The organism is Zwartia vadi (genome assembly GCF_030410375.1).
In the GTDB taxonomy this organism is placed as follows: Bacteria; Pseudomonadota; Gammaproteobacteria; order Burkholderiales; family Burkholderiaceae_B; genus Zwartia; species Zwartia vadi.
Genome location: NZ_JAUHHE010000008.1, coordinates 120633 through 138448, shown reverse-complemented (window position 1 = coordinate 138448; position 17816 = coordinate 120633). Strand labels below are relative to the sequence as shown.

At 52.8% G+C, this 17816-nt stretch carries 15 protein-coding genes; 6 read left to right on the top strand and 9 right to left on the bottom strand.

The genetic code is table 11. From position 1 onward, the window contains the following. The first annotated feature begins 12 nt into the window (after positions 1 to 12). Complete coding sequence (locus tag QWY27_RS08820; RefSeq protein ID WP_290196784.1) at positions 13 to 1527, top strand: amidase; 1515 nt, start codon at positions 13 to 15, stop codon at positions 1525 to 1527. Here QWY27_RS08820 and QWY27_RS08815 read toward each other — a convergent pair. Next, positions 1513 to 2037 (bottom strand): hypothetical protein, encoded by a 525-nt coding sequence (locus tag QWY27_RS08815; protein ID WP_290196782.1) that lies wholly within the window; start codon positions 2035 to 2037, stop codon positions 1513 to 1515. The two genes, QWY27_RS08820 and QWY27_RS08815, sit on opposite strands and share 15 nt — an antisense overlap. 22 nt (positions 2038 to 2059) lie before the next feature. Next, entirely contained in the window at positions 2060 to 3139 is a 1080-nt protein-coding gene (gene ribA / locus QWY27_RS08810) for a GTP cyclohydrolase II (protein WP_290196780.1), read from the bottom strand. A 143-nt stretch (positions 3140 to 3282) separates the two neighbouring features. Here ribA and QWY27_RS08805 point away from each other — a divergent pair, with 143 nt between their 5' ends. Beyond that, positions 3283 to 4092, top strand: a complete 810-nt coding sequence (locus tag QWY27_RS08805; protein WP_290196779.1) for a RibD family protein — start codon at positions 3283 to 3285, stop codon at positions 4090 to 4092. On the opposite strand, the gene QWY27_RS08800 is transcribed toward QWY27_RS08805, so the two are convergent. From QWY27_RS08800 to QWY27_RS08790, 3 genes are read right to left on the bottom strand one after another with little or no spacing between them, the layout of a single operon-like run. Continuing rightward, entirely contained in the window at positions 4079 to 5128 is a 1050-nt protein-coding gene (locus tag QWY27_RS08800) for a glycosyltransferase family 4 protein (RefSeq protein ID WP_290196777.1), read from the bottom strand. The two genes, QWY27_RS08805 and QWY27_RS08800, sit on opposite strands and share 14 nt — an antisense overlap. A 36-nt stretch (positions 5129 to 5164) precedes the next feature. After that, positions 5165 to 5566: a 6-pyruvoyl trahydropterin synthase family protein gene (locus QWY27_RS08795; RefSeq protein WP_290196776.1), complete on the bottom strand. Its 402-nt coding sequence runs from the start codon at positions 5564 to 5566 to the stop codon at positions 5165 to 5167. 36 nt (positions 5567 to 5602) lie between these two features. Then, positions 5603 to 6604 (bottom strand): zinc-dependent alcohol dehydrogenase, encoded by a 1002-nt coding sequence (locus tag QWY27_RS08790; protein WP_290196773.1) that lies wholly within the window; start codon positions 6602 to 6604, stop codon positions 5603 to 5605. A 104-nt stretch (positions 6605 to 6708) separates the two neighbouring features. On the opposite strand from QWY27_RS08790, the gene mdoH reads away from it, so the two are divergent. The 3 genes from mdoH to QWY27_RS08775 are packed head-to-tail and all read left to right on the top strand — an operon-like array spanning position 6709 to position 11150. Continuing rightward, positions 6709 to 8484, top strand: coding sequence for a glucans biosynthesis glucosyltransferase MdoH (gene mdoH / locus QWY27_RS08785; protein WP_290196772.1), 1776 nt, complete (start codon positions 6709 to 6711; stop codon positions 8482 to 8484). A 10-nt stretch (positions 8485 to 8494) separates the two neighbouring features. Next, positions 8495 to 10261 carry a glucan ABC transporter ATP-binding protein/ permease gene (locus QWY27_RS08780; RefSeq protein ID WP_290196770.1) on the top strand — a complete coding sequence of 589 codons (1767 nt, stop codon included), beginning with the start codon at positions 8495 to 8497 and terminating at the stop codon, positions 10259 to 10261. 37 nt (positions 10262 to 10298) lie between these two features. Continuing rightward, a complete protein-coding gene (locus tag QWY27_RS08775; protein WP_290196769.1) occupies positions 10299 to 11150 on the top strand; it encodes a class I SAM-dependent methyltransferase in 852 nt (283 codons plus the stop codon). Between the two features lie 2 nt (positions 11151 to 11152). Here QWY27_RS08775 and QWY27_RS08770 read toward each other — a convergent pair whose 3' ends face one another. Then, complete coding sequence (locus QWY27_RS08770; protein WP_290196857.1) at positions 11153 to 12994, bottom strand: potassium transporter Kup; 1842 nt, start codon at positions 12992 to 12994, stop codon at positions 11153 to 11155. Positions 12995 to 13094: 100 nt separating this feature from the next. After that, complete coding sequence (locus tag QWY27_RS08765; RefSeq protein ID WP_290196767.1) at positions 13095 to 13940, bottom strand: fumarylacetoacetate hydrolase family protein; 846 nt, start codon at positions 13938 to 13940, stop codon at positions 13095 to 13097. Positions 13941 to 14056: 116 nt separating this feature from the next. Here QWY27_RS08765 and QWY27_RS08760 point away from each other — a divergent pair, with 116 nt between their 5' ends. Then, entirely contained in the window at positions 14057 to 14914 is an 858-nt protein-coding gene (locus tag QWY27_RS08760) for an LOG family protein (protein ID WP_290196765.1), read from the top strand. Here QWY27_RS08760 and QWY27_RS08755 read toward each other — a convergent pair. Both QWY27_RS08755 and QWY27_RS08750 read right to left on the bottom strand, forming a co-directional pair. After that, positions 14886 to 16394, bottom strand: coding sequence for a fumarate hydratase (locus QWY27_RS08755; protein ID WP_290196763.1), 1509 nt, complete (start codon positions 16392 to 16394; stop codon positions 14886 to 14888). The genes QWY27_RS08760 and QWY27_RS08755 overlap by 29 nt on opposite strands. Positions 16395 to 16399: 5 nt before the next feature. Beyond that, entirely contained in the window at positions 16400 to 17746 is a 1347-nt protein-coding gene (locus QWY27_RS08750; protein ID WP_290196760.1) for a class-II fumarase/aspartase family protein, read from the bottom strand. Positions 17747 to 17816: the final 70 nt, after the last annotated feature.

The following is a 17816-nucleotide window of genomic DNA, read 5'->3' as shown; positions in this document are numbered from 1 at the left end:
ATTGCAGGCACCATGAACCTTCCTGAACTTTCTGCGCTTGAGTTACGCCGCTTAATCGGTACCAGACAGATTTCCCCGGTAGAGTTGATGGAGGCCTGCATTGCAAGGATTGAGCAATTCAATCCTGCGATCAATGCGATTGCCGCTACAGACTTTGAGCGCGCACGTGATGCCGCTAAACAAGCCGAAACAGCCGTGATGCGTGGCGAACCTCTTGGTCTCCTGCATGGTTTACCTTTGGGCGTCAAAGACCTTCAGGACACCGCGGGTCTGCTGACGACTTATGGCAACGTCGGCCTACGCGGCAATATTCCTGCAAAAGACAACAGCCTCGTGTCGCGCTTGCGTCAGGCTGGAGCAATTGTCACCGCCAAAACAAATACGCCCGACATGGGAGCCGGTGCCAATACGCGTAACGCTGTATGGGGCGCGACCGGCAACCCCTTCAACCCGACGCTCAACGCCGGCGGCTCTTCGGGTGGTTCTGCTGCAGCGCTTGCAACGGACATGCTGCCGATTTGTACAGGTTCCGACACCGGTGGGTCGTTGAGGATTCCGGCCGCCATGTGCGGTGTCGTCGGAATGCGCCCGTCTCCGGGTACAGTTGGCAACGATACGCGTGCGTTGGGCTGGTCGGTCATCTCGGTGCTCGGCCCGATGGGACGCACTGTCGCGGATACGGCTTTCATGATGGCAGGATGTGTCGGGCGTGACGCCTATGATCCGCTTGCCTATCCAGTCGATCCGACTAGTATCTGGCCGATGCGTCATGTCGATCTATCTACCTTGCGTATCGGATACACCGAAGACTTCGGTGTGTGTATTGTTGATCAAGAAACACGTAGAGTATTTCGTAAGCGCCTTGAGGCCATCGCGCCTCTGGTGAAAGTTTGCGAACCTGTTGACCTGCGTTGCACCGAAGCCGATCAAGCATTTGACGTCTTGCGCGCTGAAAATTTTGTCGCGGGCTTTTCTGAAACGTGGCGGACCAAACCTGAAAACCTTGGACCGAACATTTGCGCCAACATGGAAATGGCGGTCACGATCACGCTCGAAGATCGCGCACGAGCGCATCTCGCTCAAACTCGTATTTCACGACAGTTTGCCGCTGCAACCGAAAAATACGATTTGATTTTGTCACCCGTAGTACCCGTCACGCCCTTCCCTTGGACGCAACTCTATGCGCCCGAGGTCGACGGACAAAAGATGAGAAACTATTATCACTGGCTAGCGCTGACCTATGTCGTGACACTCGCCACCAATCCGACCATCGCAGTGCCTTGCGGTCGTGATGAGCATGGCATGCCTTTCGGACTGCAAATCACCGGGAAGCTTTTTGAAGATGGTCGCTTGATGGCTGCCGCGCATGCGCTCGAACAAGCCTTTAGTTTTGACTCAATGCTCAAGCGCCCGACACCTGATCTCAGTCTATTGCGCGAGGCTCGTCCTGAACTGAAATCGATTGTGACCCACCCACCCGTCTACGAAGGGTTGGTGTCGGACCTCCCAACATCACCAGCGGTATAGCGTTATACCGCCGCCAATATCGGGATTCATCAGTTGATCGGGTAGTGAACGATACTTTGTGACTTGTGCGCCGTCGTTACCGAGATAGACATACATGATCTCGGCGTCGCCTTGTTCACGCAGGTATCTGTAACCCCAGATCCACTGTTGATCATCACCCCAGTTGTCGCGGGTGATGTTGGCGGGTGGTCCAAACTCGCAATGCAAGCGCTCACGCGTCCAGACCTCGCCATTACTCAGTATCCTGAAGTTTTGTTCAGTGAGGACCTGCTGGGGGGCGCTCACAGTTCCTTGTTTGGATACATGCAAGGCATAAGCTGTTTCGCCATCAGGCTGTTGCGTCCAGATCATCCTCGTGCCGCCGTCTCTTGACGCACAACTGATATCGGGCCGGCCATACTGCTTCATCACATCAGTGATGGGTGTACCGGGCTGAACGCTTGAAATTTGAGCGCAACCCGTTAATGCCAGCAGACACAATCCTGTCGATAACCAGCCAAATTTTTTCATACACAACCGCCCATGGATTAAGTTAAAACTCGAACATATGTCCGCTTTTTGCAGCCTTGGTACGGAGATAACCATCGTTGTGCTGATTCGACGGATAAATGTGCGGCACGCGCTCAACGACCTCGATATCGTGCTGCGCGAGAGCCGCGACCTTGGTCGGGTTGTTCGTCATGAGCTTGACACGGTTGACACCCAACAGCCGCAACATCTGTGCGGCAGGTAAATAGTTGCGCTCATCCGAATCAAAACCGAGGTGCAGGTTCGCATCGACCGTATCAAAACCTGAATCTTGCAGTTGATAGGCTCGCAGTTTGTTCACCAAACCGATACCACGCCCTTCTTGGGCAAGGTACAACAAAATCCCGCTACCAGCCTTGGACATTTCGGCAATCGCACCACGTAACTGGTTACCGCAGTCGCAACGCAAAGATCCAATCAAATCGCCAGTGAAACACTCCGAGTGCAAACGCACCAACACGGGCTGGGTCACATCCACATCGCCCACCATCACAGCGAGATGTTCAATCCCACCATCCCGCGGACGAAACGCCACGACGCGCGCATTTTCAGCGTTTTCCAACGGAACGCGTGCTTGACTCACCAGCGTGATCGCTTTGGCGGCATTCTGCATATAGTCTTGAATCAGTCGTGCCTCGACCGACAAGATGTCAGGTGTTCCAATACCCTCAACGATCAGCGCTGCTGGCAACAATCTTGAAAGCTTGGAAAGTGTGACACAAGATTGAGCCAATAAATCAGCGTCTTTCAGGACGAGACCTGTCAAGTCCGGCCGCTTCATCAGCGCAGCCAGCGGATTGGCTAAAAACTCGATCGTCGCAAGGTCAAGCCCTTGTGGATGCGACACGACGCAAGCCGTACGATCTGTCTTGTCTATACCAAGCACATTAGCGCGTGTACCCGTCATGACGAGACGCGGTGCGGTGGTTCCGGTTCGAGTTAGCAGGCCTAGATGCTCCGGGGTGAGTGCTTCGGCTGCCAACATCAGAAGGCTGGCGTTGCCATCATGCACGCGCACCAGTGCACCACGGCGCAATTCTGAAATGGCACGGTCTACTTCAATGAGAGGATCAGGAGTCGACAAGATATTATGAGAGGAAAGGGTCAATAGGGCTTTAAAAATAAAAGCTTGCGCAAAAATGCACACAAGCGAATATTATGACAGCTTAAGGTAAAACCCTAATGGAATTCACCTAATCGACAACTTGTTTTGAGGCTTTTTAAAGATTGGTTTCCTCCGCACAACACCTGCAAGTCCAGGAAGACCTCTCCGGTCCCGAAGCAGAAAATCGCTGGACAGATTTTCTAAAGAATTTTTTTAGCTCCGGGCCCCTACCCGCCTCTTCGCTCCAGGCTCTTTTTGAGCCTCTGCGAAGTGGTCGAACCGATGCCATGATGGTGCTTGGACAGCTTGGTCAGACAATGGATGGGCGTATTGCCACCGTTACAGGCCAGTCCAAATATATCAATGGCCGCAACGGCTTGACCCATTTGCACCAACTGCGTGCATTGCTGGATGCCGTGGTAGTGGGCGTCGGTACGGCGTTGGCCGATGATCCATTACTCAATGTCAGACTCGTGAGTGGAAAGCATCCAGCCCGCGTCGTGATCGATCCCAAGGGCAAGCTTAGTCCACATGCCCGAGTCTGGACTTCCGATGGTACACGCCGCCTGTGGATCGTCTCGGAGCAGATTGATGTTTCGGCTCCCGAAGGTGTGGAAATCATCAGCTTGCCAACAGACGAAGGACGGATCTCGCCTAAGGAAATTTTATCCAGTCTGTACGCACGTGGTTTGAGTCGCGTGCTAATTGAAGGTGGCGCCGAAACAGTGTCCCGCTTTTTACAAGCCGGGTGCCTGGATCGTCTACATCTCATTGTCGCGCCCATCCTGATGGGTTCGGGACGCGCGAGTCTGAATTTACCTGCAATTGAACATATGGATCAGGCCTCGCGTTTAGATGTGCGAACCCACTTGCTTGGTAACGAAGTGTTGTTTGATTGCGATTTCAGTGGCCAGCGTATCAAGATATTTTGAATAGAACCGCCTCAAACCGCTTCACCGAGTCTTCCCAGGTAGGCTGACTGACGGCAGCTTCTCTGGCCCCCTGAGACAAACGCGCGCGCAAGCGCACGTCTTGCAGCACTCTACGTAAAGCTTCGGTCAAGCTCTCCACATCACCAGGTGGCACCAACAGCCCCGCTTCCTGTGGCACAGTATCCGGGATCGCACCCCCTGTCGTACCGATGACAGGCAATCCATGCGCCAAAGCCTCTGCGTACGCCATGCCATAGCCTTCAAAACGCGAAGCGAGAACAAAAACGTCCGTCCGTTGATAAAGCGCTTCCAACTGTGCTTCATCCACGACACCCAAAGTCTTGATCCGACCCTCAAAACCAAAGCGGAGAATGTCTTCCTGAAGCCGGACAGGTGCCTGTGCATCGCGCGTCAGATCACCTGCGATCGTAAGCGTCCAGGACAAATCTGCTAACGGACGGAGCGCGGCTAGCAAGACGTCATATCCTTTGCGAGGCGTCACAGTGCCGACTGATAACAAGTGCGGGGACGATGTGCCACTTCCCTTCGCCAAAGACGCTCGTACAGTGCCTGGGCAAACGACATCAATCAACGCTGGCGACACACCAAACGTTCGAACCAAATCCCTTCCGGTGGACGGGCCTGTTACGATCACATGGATCGCATGACGCAATGCGCGTGTCTCACTCAGACGAAAGGCCTGCGCCTGCTCAGCACTTAAGCCGGACTCGAAAGCCAAAGGATGGTGGATCAAGGCAACAACCGGTTGTCGCTCGGAGAGCGCCGCCACAGCCTCGGGTAAAACACCCAGGGCCAATCCATCCATGACAACAATCGCATCGGGAGAAATTCCCAACAAACGCTCTGCCGCAAGAGAGACGGTCTCTTTGGTAGGATATGGGAATCCCGGCCCCAAGCTCAGCAACTCAATTTGCCAACCTAATTTTTGCAAACCCTCGATGATGCGCCGGTCGTAGATGTAACCTCCGGTGGACGTATTAAGGTCACCAGGGAAAGCAAAAACCAATGGTTTCATGTTCATCAAGCTCTGGCTCTGAAGTCAGACAAAGGTTTAATGAATCGAAGCTTCGTACCAAGCCCGTGCAACATGCGATTCGGAGATTGTGACGCGGATAGCATGCAACTCTCGACCATCGCGCCCCAGATCCCCGCTGCGTGCGGCAGCAGCCAATTGATCAAAAATATACTTTGTCAGAAATTCTGTTGTTGTATTCACGCCCTTGAATTCAGGACGTTCATCCAGGTTGCTGTAATTCAGAGGTTTGAGCGTGGCTTTGAGCACATCGAGCGCGCGACCGATATCAATCACGATACCGTTGGGATCAAGTTCTTTTGAAATAAAGGCGGCATCAACCACAAAGGTTGCGCCATGAAGCGCTTGGGCGGGGCCAAACACCTCGCCACGAAATGAGTGGGCAATCATAATATGGTCACGGACTTCGACTGTAAACACGGCAACTCCTCAGGGAAACAATTCAGGGATAAATTTTCAGGGATAGCGTATCAGCTGGCACAAAACCGTGCTGTGACGACCCAAAATATCAGGTAAGGATTGGGGTAGATTCTCAAAATCAATAGCCGGCGCAAGCAACACATCCAGACGTGGGTCCTGCAACATATTCAGGGCTGCGCCGAGTCGTCGACGGTAGGTCCAGCGCGGACGACGCGATGCCGATATGTGGCCAACCTGGCTGGACTGCAACCTGATCTGACGGCTGTGGAAAGCACCACCCAGCGGCGCACTCACCATGCCAGACCCGTACCAGCTGAGCTCCAGAACAGTCGCCTCCTCGCCTGCACAGGCCAGCGCAGTCGCCAAGCCTGAAGCATGAGCGCTGGAATGTATCACCACATCACACTCCTGCGGTGCTGCCTCGGGCAGAGCAAACTGTACACCGAGTGACCGGGCGATCCCGGCACGCTGTGGATTGATATCAACCAAAGTGACTTGCGCGCCAGGCAAATGTCCACATAAGTAAGCCACCAGGCAACCCACCACACCACCACCGATCACTGCGATCCGGTCACCCGGGCCCGGGGCGGCATCCCAAACGGCATTCAGCGCCGTTTCCATGTTCGCGGCGAGCACAGCACGCGCAGCATCCACTCCATTGGGGACGATGGAGACAGAGGCGGCATCAGTTTGAAATACCGTCTGGTGGGGCATCAAACTGAAAACCAGCTGTCCAACCAAAGCATCCGGCCCATGCTCAACGCGACCGACATTCGAATACCCATATTTAACGGGAAACGGAAACGTGCCTCCCATGAATGGTGCGCGCATCCTTGCGTACTCGGACTCAGGAACGTGTCCTCTAAAAACGAGTGATTCAGTCCCCCGGCTTAAGGCTCCGAACACGGAACGTACCTGTATGGCCTCGTTTGCCAAAACGGGAAGCGGCTCCTCACGCAGTTCAGCTTGCTCAGGCGCGACATACCAGAGGGCGCGCGCCAGTTGTGGCGCAGAAGAAGGGGGCTGGTCTCTAAGCACTGGAAAATCCTGGTTTTTTAATTTAAACAATCCGCTGTGACCTATACTGCGATTGCATTTCGCAGAGTATAAGTGAGCCAGAGGCCATACCCTTGAATACCTTTATGAATAATCCTTCTGCGCGTGCGATCACCGCACGACGTGTCGTTTTTTGTCTGCTGTCCATCAGTTCGGCCATTTTTATGCTCTGGCTCATGCACAGGGCGCTCTCACCTCAAGTCTCGACTCCCCTCTATGCCACGCTGATGATTTTGTTTGGCTTCACACTGCCCTGGATGGTTGTGGGTTTCTGGAATGCCTTGATTGGTTTATTGCTCTGCCAGCTTTCCACAGAACCCACGGCATCTGTTTTGCCGCGTGAAATGGACATCACCGACACCGAACCCCTCACCACATCGACCGCGATTCTATTGTGCATTCGTAACGAAACACCCGAGCGCATCGAGCGCAATCTCGAAACCATGCTTAAGGGACTTGCTGCACCAGGCATCGGTGAACACTTTCACCTTTATGTTCTGAGCGACACGAACGACCGCATCATCGCCGCCCAAGAACAAAGCTGTTTTGACTCCATGACACAGCGCTGGAGTGACCGCGTCGCCATTACGTATCGCTGTCGCACAGATAACCGCGGCTATAAGGCAGGCAATATCGCGGACTTTTGTCAGCGCTGGGGGTCTCAGCATGATTTCGCGCTCACACTGGATGTCGACAGCTTCATGACGAGCGGTGCCATCGTGCGTCTCGTGCGTATGATGCAAGCCAACCCGCGCTTGGGTATCTTGCAAGGCCTTGTGGTGGGATTGCCTTCAACCAGTGCCTTTACCCGCCTGTTTCAATACGGGATGCGACTGGGTATGCGGTCATACACGATGGGCTCAGCTTGGTGGCAATCAGACTGTGGTCCTTATTGGGGACACAACGCTGTCATTCGGCTCGCACCCTTCATCGCACACTGCGAACTCCCCACCCTCACCAGCCGTGATGGCACTGCCCGTCATATTCTCAGTCACGATCAGGTCGAAGCGGTCTTGATGCGAAGTGCGGGATTTGAGGTACGCGTGTTTCCCCAGGAAGATGAAAGCTGGGAAGAAAACCCACCAACCTTGAGTGAGTACATTCGCCGTGATTTACGCTGGTGTGAAGGTAATTTGCAATACATCCACCTGCTAACTTTACCGGGACTCAAGCTGATGAACCGCTATCAACTGACCTTGGCGATTTTCATGTTCCTGGGTTCACCCGCATGGATCGCCATGCTGATCATTGCGACGCTTGCGTTGAGCATGACCCAAAACGGTGCGGATTTTGCGCAGAGTGGCGAATCTTTGACCTTACTGTTTTTCGCGCTGTTAATGTGGTATCTGCCCAAGATCGCGGGTGCGATCGATGTGCTTCTGCGTAAAGAAGATCGCTTGCGCTTTGGAGGGGGATGGCGGTTTGGCTTGAGTTTTAGTATGGAGATGTTGTTCTCAATACTGATGACCCCCATCACATGGCTGAATCACTCGATTTTTATTGTGGGACTTTTATTTGGCAAAAAAGCGGGCTGGACAGCGCAAACGCGTGATGACCACACGATAGGACTTGATGATGCGATCAGGCAGTTTTGGCCGCATACCCTGCTTGGACTGGTGCTCTCGGGGCTGCTGGTTGCGACGCACCCTGCCTTGCTTCCCTACGCACTGATTTTTTATTCTGGCTTGCTACTGGCGATTCCACTGGCGGTGATCACTTCTCAGCCTTGGCTGGGACGCTGGATGATGTCCCGCGGGTTACTCTCGTTGCCCGAGGAAATCAACCCGCCTGAGTCTTTGTCGGCGCTCGATTTAAAAGCACTGAATATCGTTCAGTCCATGCGTGCATCGCAAAACTCCTGACTGAGCAAACATGAAATTTGTACGCCTCTATTTGCGTGTACTCGATAAGCTCGGCTCTGATCGCCGACTCGGCTGGATACTCGCGTTTGCCAATGTCGCGCTCGCGATGGCGCTCTTCGCCGAGCCCGTACTGTTTGGCCGCGTCATCGATACGCTCTCCAACATCCCGAGCGATCAGCCTGCTGCGATCTGGCAAGGTGTCTGGCCGCTACTTTTACTGTGGACAGGATTTGGGTTGTTCACCATTCTGTGTTCGACACTCGTTGCACTCTTTTCTGATCGACTGGCCCACCGCAGGCGACACGCCGTCTTTGGCGAGTATTTTGAACATGTGCTGCATCTGCCTCTCGCTCAACAGTCACGCACACACTCAGGTCGACTGATGAAAATCATGCTGCAAGGCACCGATACGCTTTGGTGGTTGTGGCTGAGTTTTTTCAGGGAACATCTGGCGGCGTTCGTATCGCTTGTCGTACTTGTTCCGTTAGCGCTTTATATTAATTGGCGACTCGCGCTTGTCTTGATTGTCCTGTGTTTGCTTTTTGGTTTTTTAACTAATTTTATTTTGCGTAAAACCCAAAAACTTCAACAACAGGTCGAAAGCCATCACTCTGATTTAGCCGAACTCGCCTCAGATACGCTGGGCAACATCGCCTTGGTGCAGAGTTTTTCACGCATTCAAACCGAAGTGAATGCCTTGCGCAACATCAGTCAACGCGTGCTCGGCGCCCAGCTTCCCGTCTTGTCCTGGTGGGCGATTGTGACAGTATTGACCCGGTCGGCCACTACGTTGAGCATCCTGTGTATTGTCATTCTCGGCGCATGGCTTTATACCCAGTCACTCATCACGATTGGTGAAATCGTGACGTTCATCGCTTTTGCGGGAATGGTGATTGGTCGTCTCGAGCAAATCGTAGCCTTTGCCAATAAACTCGCCATGGATGCGCCACGACTAAGAGAATTTTTCGGAGTGCTTGATACTGATCCGGATATTCAGGATGCACCGGATGCGATTGATCCGGGTCGCTGCACGGGTCACATCGAATTTCGCAACGTCTGCTTTTCTTATGATGGTAAACGACCTGCCGTACAAAACCTGAGTTTTAACGTCGCGCCAGGCCAGACGCTTGCCTTGGTGGGTACTTCTGGTGCAGGTAAATCCACTGCACTGAGCCTGTTGTATCGCGCCTTTGATCCGCAGTCTGGCTCCATCACCATTGATGGGCAAGACATCCGAACGTTTCAATTGACTGCGCTGCGTCGAAATATAGGCGTGGTATTTCAAGAACCTTTGTTGTTTAACCGATCGATTGCAGAGAATCTGCGCGTTGGCTCGCCACAAGCAAGCATGAGCGACCTCGAGGCGGCCTGCGCGCGTGCGCAGGCCTTGGACTTTATTCAGAGACAACCAGAAGGTTTTGACACCACGATTGGCGAACGCGGTCGCAGCCTTTCGGGCGGAGAGCGCCAGCGTCTGTCCATTTCGCGCGTTTTGCTTAAAGATCCGCCTATTCTGATTTTAGACGAGGCAACAAGCGCGCTCGACAGCTCGACTGAGACAAGCTTGCTCAAAGCGATGGACGAAGTCACGCAACAGCGCAGTACGCTTGTGATCGCACATAGACTCAGCACCATCCGTCAAGCTGACATGATTCTAGTCATGGATGCCGGCCAAGTTATCGAGGCGGGAACGTTCGACACGCTATATGCGCAAGGCGGTAGATTTACTGAAATCGTCGAGCAGCAATTCAACGCGCCTATTCAAAAGACGCTTTAAACGAACAACAAACAACAAACAAACCACTGGAATAAAGATGACAGGTTTCTCCGCTCAATGGTTGGCTTTACGTGAACCCGCTGATCACCGTGCGCGCGATATTGCTTTGCAAAACCAAGTTGTTCATGATCTCGACCACTTGTCACGCCTACGTCCAGGCCCTCTCAAACTGATCGATCTGGGTTCAGGTTCCGGCTCCAATTTACGCGCCTTGGCACCTCATTTACCCAACGCCCAGCACTGGACACTTGTCGACTTCGATCCCGCATTATTGAGTGCTGCCCGCACGACACTCAAGCAATGGGCTGACCATATCATCGCGGATAACGATACGCTCGCGCTGAACAAAAACGGCAAACTGCTTTCGATCGATTTTCGCTGCGAAGATCTTTCGAAAAATATTGAAGCGGTTCTTGCGCTGCCTGCAGACCTGATTACAGCAGCTGCCTTTTTTGATCTGGTCGCGGTCGACTGGCTGACTCGCTTTTGCGGCTTGCTCTGCACCCCCCTTTACACAGTACTCACCTATAACGGCGAGGAGATCTGGAGTCCTCCTGAGGTACAGGACGCCGCAATGCTCAAGGCATTTCATGTACATCAACAGACCGACAAAGGTTTTGGCGCAGCCGCAGGACCGGCCGCCGCACGCGTCATGGAGTCGCTATTGAGCACGCGAGGCTTTAAAGTCTCGAGCGCGTTGAGCCCCTGGAAACTGGGTCAAGAAGATCGTTCGCTGATCGAACAGCTCGCGATTGGCAGCGCGGGCGCTGTCCGCGAAACAGGCATGGTGGCATCTGCGGATATTGACACATGGCAGCGTAGCCGATGTCTTGCGACATCATGCGAGATTGGCCATATCGACCTGTATGCCAAACCCCGCACGTTCTAAATTTAAATCTCTATTTTCGCTCCGAGCTCGACAACCCGGTTTGGCGGTATCTGGAAAAAATCAGAAGGCTTGGCTGCGTTTTGATACATCCAGGAAAAAAGCTTTTCACGCCATAGCGCCATGCCAGGCAACTTGCTCGGCACAATCGTGTCGCGCGCCAAAAAGAATGACGTATCCATTTCTTCAAACTCCAGTCCATGTTTGGCCGTAATCAGTGCCAGCACTGATTTCATGTCTGGCGTTTCTTTGAAGCCGTGCACCGCTCGGACGACGTAGATATCTTTACCGAGTTCTTTGAGTTGAAGTCTTTCATCATCATTGACATAGGGGACGTCCCAGGTGCTCAACTTGATAAAAAACACGCGCTTGTGCAGAACCTTGTTGTGCTTGAGGTTGTGTAGCATTGTCGCGGGAGTGTGGTCCACGTGCGCAGTCAAAAAGACTGCCGTGCCTTCCACACGATGGGGAGGATACGCCAGAATGCTGGTCACAAAATCAGACAATGGGATAGAACCATCGATTGCCTTTTCGCGTAATAGACGTCTGCCGGTATACCAGGTCATCAAACAGGTAAAACAAACTAAGCCCAGTACGAGAGGATACCAACCACCATCCTTGACCTTGATGAGGTTGGCCGCCCAGAAAGACAAATCTATGGCCAAAAACACAACCAAAAACACGGCCACGATCAGGGGATTGAGTTTCCACTCGCGGATCATGACAACTGCAACTAACAGCGTCGTGATCAACATCGTTGTTGTCACTGAAATTCCATAGGCTGCCGCCAAATTACTCGACTCACGGAATTCGACAACCGTAAACAGAACCATGATTAACAAGGCCCAATTGACGACTGGGATATAAATCTGTCCTCTCTCCGCCTCGGAGGTGTGATTGATACTCATGCGCGGCAAAAAGCCCAATAAAGTGGCTTGATTGGCTAAAGAATACGCGCCTGAAATTACGGCCTGAGAGGCAATGACCGTCGCACACGTCGCCAACACCACCATTGGAATAAGAGCCCAACTAGGAGCCATTAAATAAAACGGGTTTCGTATTGCCGTAGGATCCACCATCAATAATGCGCCCTGGCCAAAATAGCACAGCAACAAACTTGGCATCACGATAAACAACCAGGCGTAGCGAACCGGTTTTTTTCCAAAATGACCCATGTCGAGATAGAGTGCCTCGACCCCAGTCACAACCAGTACGACTGAGCCCAGAACGATAAAAGCCAAAAACGTGTGTTCGTAGACGAAATTGATTGCGTAGAGTGGATTAATCGCGATGAATATTTCGGGTTGTTTCAGGATATTGAGCACCCCGAGAGCGGCCAAAGACAAAAACCATAAAAGCGTGATCGGTCCGAAGAGCTTTCCAACCGCTGCTGTACCGTGCTTTTGTATTAAAAAAAGCGCAATCAGAATCGTCAGAGTGATGGGAATCACAAAGCGCTTGAGCTCAGGGGTAATGATCTCCAAACCCTCGACAGCTGACAATACAGAAATCGCGGGGGTGATGACGGACTCACCGACCAGCATACAAGCACCGAACATCCCAAGCATCATGACAGCCAGATGCGGTTTACCCGTGCCTTTGAGTGAGCGCAAAGCGAGTGCCATGAGTGAGAGTACCCCCCCCTCACCTCTGTTATCTGCCCGCATCACGATCACCACATACTTCAGCGTCACGATCAACAGAACAGCCCAAAAAAGCATGGACAAGATCCCGAGGACCGCATCTTGCGTGTAAGGAATGCCGTGCTCAGGACTAAAGCACTCTTTAAGCGCATACAAGGGGCTGGTGCCGATATCGCCAAATACTACGCCTATAGCCGCGAGCATCAACACATGCGTCGAGCCATGTCCCACCGGACCTGCCGTCACAGCAACCGGTTCAAGGATGCTCGACTGCGAGTACTGTGGATCGCTAATTGTCATTTTGCTAAGAAACCTGATTACGCAGAGTTCCTATTTTATCAATGATGACCTCTACATAATCGCCTTTCTGCAAAAAGCGAGGCGGTGTCCGACTAAATCCCACGCCCTCAGGCGTGCCTGTGGCAATCACATCACCGGCCTGGAGCTCGGTGAAGCCAGAGATGTACTCGATGAGTTTGGGGATCGTAAAGATCATGTTGTCAAAGGCGGTGTGCTGCATCGTTTCGCCCGACACGATCGTTGTGAGTGTTAAATGATCAAGAGGACCAACCTCGTCAGGCGTCACCAGAGCAGGGCCGATTGAACTGGAGCGGTAAAAGTTTTTACCCTGATCCAGCGTGCGCTTGAACTGATAGTCCCTGACTGAGCCATCCATAAAACACGTGTAGCCAGCGATATATTGTGAAGCATCCTCAGCACGAACTTTACGGGCGGTTTTACTGATCACGACAGCGATCTCGCCCTCGAAATCAAATTCTGGGGAAAGGGTTGGCTTTTCAAAATCTTCGCCATGTGCGACCAGGGCAGCAGGGATTTTAATGAAGGTTCTGGGAAACTCAGGCGGGGCATGACCCGCCTCAGCGGCATGCGCGGCGTAATTCAAGCCCACGCAGTGAATCGTGACTGGCTCAAGAAAAAGCGGCAAATAACGAATGTCCGACTCCTGAAAGTCCGCCACCGCCACACTTGCCAGGGCTTTCTCGGCTACACCATAGGCATTTTTCTGAACCAGCTGCAAAAGCGTTGGATAGAGCTGTCCGATGCGGGAAGATAGATCCACGATACCGCCATCGGCGCGCAACACACCATAAGAATTTTTCCCTTGATGGATGTAACTCACCAATTTCATGCTTGTGTCCTTTACAAATGGTTATTGAGCTTTTGGAATATATTAGGCTAGAAAGTGGACGATTGAAGTCGACCCAAGCTTGGCAAGTACTTTTAAATGAAATTTCAGGCGCAAGCATGACACCTAAACTACCGATCGATAACGCTAAAACCGCAGGTGAACTGGAGGTTGAGCTTGAGGAAAAATTTTCTCCTTCTGAAAAGGGAAGTTCGTATAAGCTTGCCTTTGCAGACCAAGATTTTCTGAATAGTCCTGATGTACGCGGGATTCGCTTTCAGCTTGAATTGCTCAAACCCGATTTGATTCTGCGCAAGCACGGCATTGACCACACGATTGTCGTCTTTGGCTCCGCTCGCTTTGTCAGCAAAGAAATCGCGCTCGACTTGGAAAAGACAGCAACAACAGAGCATGAACGCAAAAAAGCCACGATCGCACTCAACACCTGCAGCCATTACGAATCGGCACGCGAGTTTGGTCACTTGGTGGGTCAATACAACCGACAGCAGAATACGAAGGCCTATCGTTTACATATTTGCACCGGTGGCGGCCCGGGGATCATGGAGGCGGCCAATCGCGGCGCCTCGGAAGCCGGGGACGTTTCAATCGGTTTAAATATCAGTCTGCCGCGCGAACAAGCACCAAACGCCTACATCACGCCGGATTTTTGTTTCAGGTTTCACTATTTCGCACTGCGCAAGATGCACTTTATGCTACGGGCGCGCGCCATCGTGGTGTATCCCGGCGGCTTTGGCTCGTTTGACGAACTGTTCGAGGTCCTCACGCTTGTACAAACCAAAAAAGTCGAACCTATGCCCATCGTCTTGGTGGGCCATACCTTCTGGAACAACATGATCCGTTTTGATCTGTTGATCGAGTCAGGTTTGATCGAGCATGACGACCTTAATATCGTCAAGATCGTTGAAACAGCCGAGCAAGCATGGAATGTTATTCGCGACTGGTATGAACTGAGCTAATCCAGTGAATCGTTTGACCACGCGCATCGACACCCACGGTCACAGGCATGTCGCGCACGACAAATTCGTAGATTGCTTCCATACCCAAGTCCTCATACGCCAACACGCGTGCGGACTCGATGGCCTTGGAGACCAGATACGCCGCACCACCCACCGCTACGAGATAGGCACAACCTGATTTTTTAATCGCTTCAATTGCCACTGGGCCTCGCTCCGCTTTACCGACGGAGACAAGAAGCCCCGTTTGTTCAAGCAAGCTTGGCATGAACTTATCCATCCGAGTGGAAGTTGTGGGACCCGCAGGCCCAACGGCCTCTCCCTCTACCGGATCAACCGGCCCAACGTAATAGATCGCTCTATTTTTAAGAGAAACCGGGAGGGGCTCACCACGCGCAAGTGTGTCAGCCATCCGTTTGTGTGCCGCGTCTCGGCCAGTCAAAAGTTTGCCGGAAAGCAAAAGTAGCTCACCAGCTTTCCAGCTCCGGACTTCTGCAGGGGTAAGTGTATCGAGATCCACCCTTCGTCCACTTCCAATAGGCATCGTCTCAGGGATGTCGTCCCATACAGATTCATCAGGAGGCGTAAATACCGCGGGGCCCGAGCCATCGAGAGAAAAAGAAATAAACCGTGTCGCAGCGCAGTTTGGCATCAATGCCACAGGGAGCAACGCTGCGTGAGACGGAGCCGTCTCGATTTTGACATCCAAAATAGTGGAGTCACCCCCCAAGCCTTGTGCACCGATACCGAGCGCATTGACTCGATCAAAAACCTCAAGGCGAAGTCTTTCAACATCATCCGTGGAAGATCGTGCGCGAACTGCTTGAATATCGATCGGTGCAAAGAGCGCGCGCTTGGCCATTAGCATGGCTTGTTCAGGCGTTCCGCCTATGCCGAGTCCCAAGACACCCGGCGGACACCAACCCGCTCCCATGCCAGGTAGCTGGCTGACAACCCAATCCGCGATTGAGTCGCTTGGGTTGAGCATCGCGTAGCGAGCCTTGACGTCACCGCCGCCACCCTTTGCCACCGCGATAATCTCGAGTCCATCTCCCTCAACCAACTCAACGTGAACAATCGCTGGCGTATTGTCACCTGTGTTTTTACGTTGACCGAGAGGATGACGGATCATTGAAGCGCGCAAGGGATTCGCGGAAAACAAATACGCCTGGGCAACACCTTCGTTTGCAAGAGTCTGCAAACTTGGTGTGACGGGACGTTCAGGCGCGGCAATGCGGACATCCATGCCGAGTTTAAAAAAGACATGCGCCACACCCGTATCCTGACAGACTGGACGCTTGGCCTGCGCGCTCATTTTGCTATTCACAAGCAATTGCAGCAAAGCATTGCGCGCAGGCGCAGAGGTTTCTTTTTGATAGGCCTCTTTGAGCGCGTGAACAAAGTCAGATGGATGGTAGTAGCTCACATACTGCAACGCCTGAGCGATACTTGTGACAATATCCCGCGCCTGAATCACTCGCATAGTGGTCAGCCTTTGTTCCAGGCACGCATACAATCCACCATTTGTGGTGCGGCACCCAGATAATTGGCGGGATCACACAGCCGATCAATCGAAGCGCGATCGAGTTTGCTGCTGACCGTTTCATCATGGTAGAGCACTTCAGCCAGTTTTTTACCCTGAATCGATGCGATGCGGCACGCATCATAGACAACGTCATGCGCTGTCTGGCGTCCGATGTGAGGAGCCAGCCCCATCATCACAGCCTCTGCCACGATCAGGCCGCCTGACAAATCGAGATTTTTGAGCATGCGTTTCGTGTCGACTTCGAGACCGCTGAGCATGAATTTAGCTTGCTTGAGCGCACCTGCCGTCAAAATAAATGACTCGGGTATGGCCGACCACTCGATGTGCCAAGGTCCTGTCGCACGTTCAAAGTCCTGGACCATTGCGTCAAGTGCCAATCCAGCGTGTTGACGCACAGCCTTGGAGGCGCTGAGCATCAGCTCGCAAGAAATCGGATTACGCTTTTGCGGCATGGTGCTCGAGGCGCCACGTCCTTTGACGAAAGGCTCAAATGCCTCACCGAGCTCGTTGGCCATCATCAACATGATGTCGAGCGCGATCTTGCCTAGCGAGCCTGTGACCAAAGCTAAAAACTGAATGGCTTCGACCAGACCATCGCGCGCGACGTGCCAGGTGACGGGCGCGCAGCCCAAACCCAACTCTTTCATCAGTGCCTCTTGAACAGCCAAGCCCTGATCGCCCAGTGAAGCCAATGTCCCGGCAGCACCGCCAAATTGACCCACCAACACTCGGGGTTTGAGTTGAGCCAAACGCTCGCGGTGACGACGCACCATCAACAGCCATACGGCCGCTTTATAGCCAAAGGTGATGGGGAGCGCATGTTGCAAGTGTGTCCGTCCCGCCATGGGCGCATCACGATATTGGAGGGATAACTGATCCAAAATCGCATCAAGCTCGTTCAGATCTTTTTCGATAATCGCCAAGCCATCACGCACCTGCAGCACCGTGGCGGTATCCATGATGTCTTGCGTGGTCGCCCCCCAATGCAAATACTCACCCTCTGGTCCGCACATCTTGGAAATCTGGTGCACCAAGGGCAAAATGGGATAGCCCACGATTTCCGTTTCACGTTTGAGCTCAGCGATGTCAAGTTTGCTTGAATCAGCACGCGCCATAATCGCTGCAGCCGCAGCTTTAGGGATGACACCGAGTTCGCCTTGAACTTTAGCCAATGCTATTTCCGTGTCTGTGTAGCGACGTAAAGTGGCTGCATCATCAAACACTGCACGCATTTCGTTTGTGCCAAACATGTCTTTAAAAATGGAGGACTCGATCATTGAAATGGGCATTGGAATAGGCTCATCAAGAAAAATATTGGTATGCAGGGTGATAGTGATCTACACCCGCTCCTCATAGTAT

What these genes read in the sequence shown, in the direction of transcription:
- QWY27_RS08820 (WP_290196784.1), top strand. Translation starts at nt 13, where the DNA reads ATGAACCTTCCTGAACTTTCTGCGCTTGAGTTACGCCGCTTAATCGGT.
- QWY27_RS08815 (WP_290196782.1), bottom strand. Translation starts at nt 2,037, where the DNA reads ATGAAAAAATTTGGCTGGTTATCGACAGGATTGTGTCTGCTGGCATTA.
- QWY27_RS08800 (WP_290196777.1), bottom strand. Translation starts at nt 5,128, where the DNA reads ATGAAACCATTGGTTTTTGCTTTCCCTGGTGACCTTAATACGTCCACC.
- mdoH (WP_290196772.1), top strand. Translation starts at nt 6,709, where the DNA reads ATGAATAATCCTTCTGCGCGTGCGATCACCGCACGACGTGTCGTTTTT.
- QWY27_RS08780 (WP_290196770.1), top strand. Translation starts at nt 8,495, where the DNA reads ATGAAATTTGTACGCCTCTATTTGCGTGTACTCGATAAGCTCGGCTCT.
- QWY27_RS08775 (WP_290196769.1), top strand. Translation starts at nt 10,299, where the DNA reads ATGACAGGTTTCTCCGCTCAATGGTTGGCTTTACGTGAACCCGCTGAT.
- QWY27_RS08770 (WP_290196857.1), bottom strand. Translation starts at nt 12,994, where the DNA reads ATGCTCGCGGCTATAGGCGTAGTATTTGGCGATATCGGCACCAGCCCC.
- QWY27_RS08765 (WP_290196767.1), bottom strand. Translation starts at nt 13,940, where the DNA reads ATGAAATTGGTGAGTTACATCCATCAAGGGAAAAATTCTTATGGTGTG.
- QWY27_RS08760 (WP_290196765.1), top strand. Translation starts at nt 14,057, where the DNA reads ATGACACCTAAACTACCGATCGATAACGCTAAAACCGCAGGTGAACTG.
- QWY27_RS08755 (WP_290196763.1), bottom strand. Translation starts at nt 16,394, where the DNA reads ATGCGAGTGATTCAGGCGCGGGATATTGTCACAAGTATCGCTCAGGCG.
- QWY27_RS08750 (WP_290196760.1), bottom strand. Translation starts at nt 17,746, where the DNA reads ATGCCCATTTCAATGATCGAGTCCTCCATTTTTAAAGACATGTTTGGC.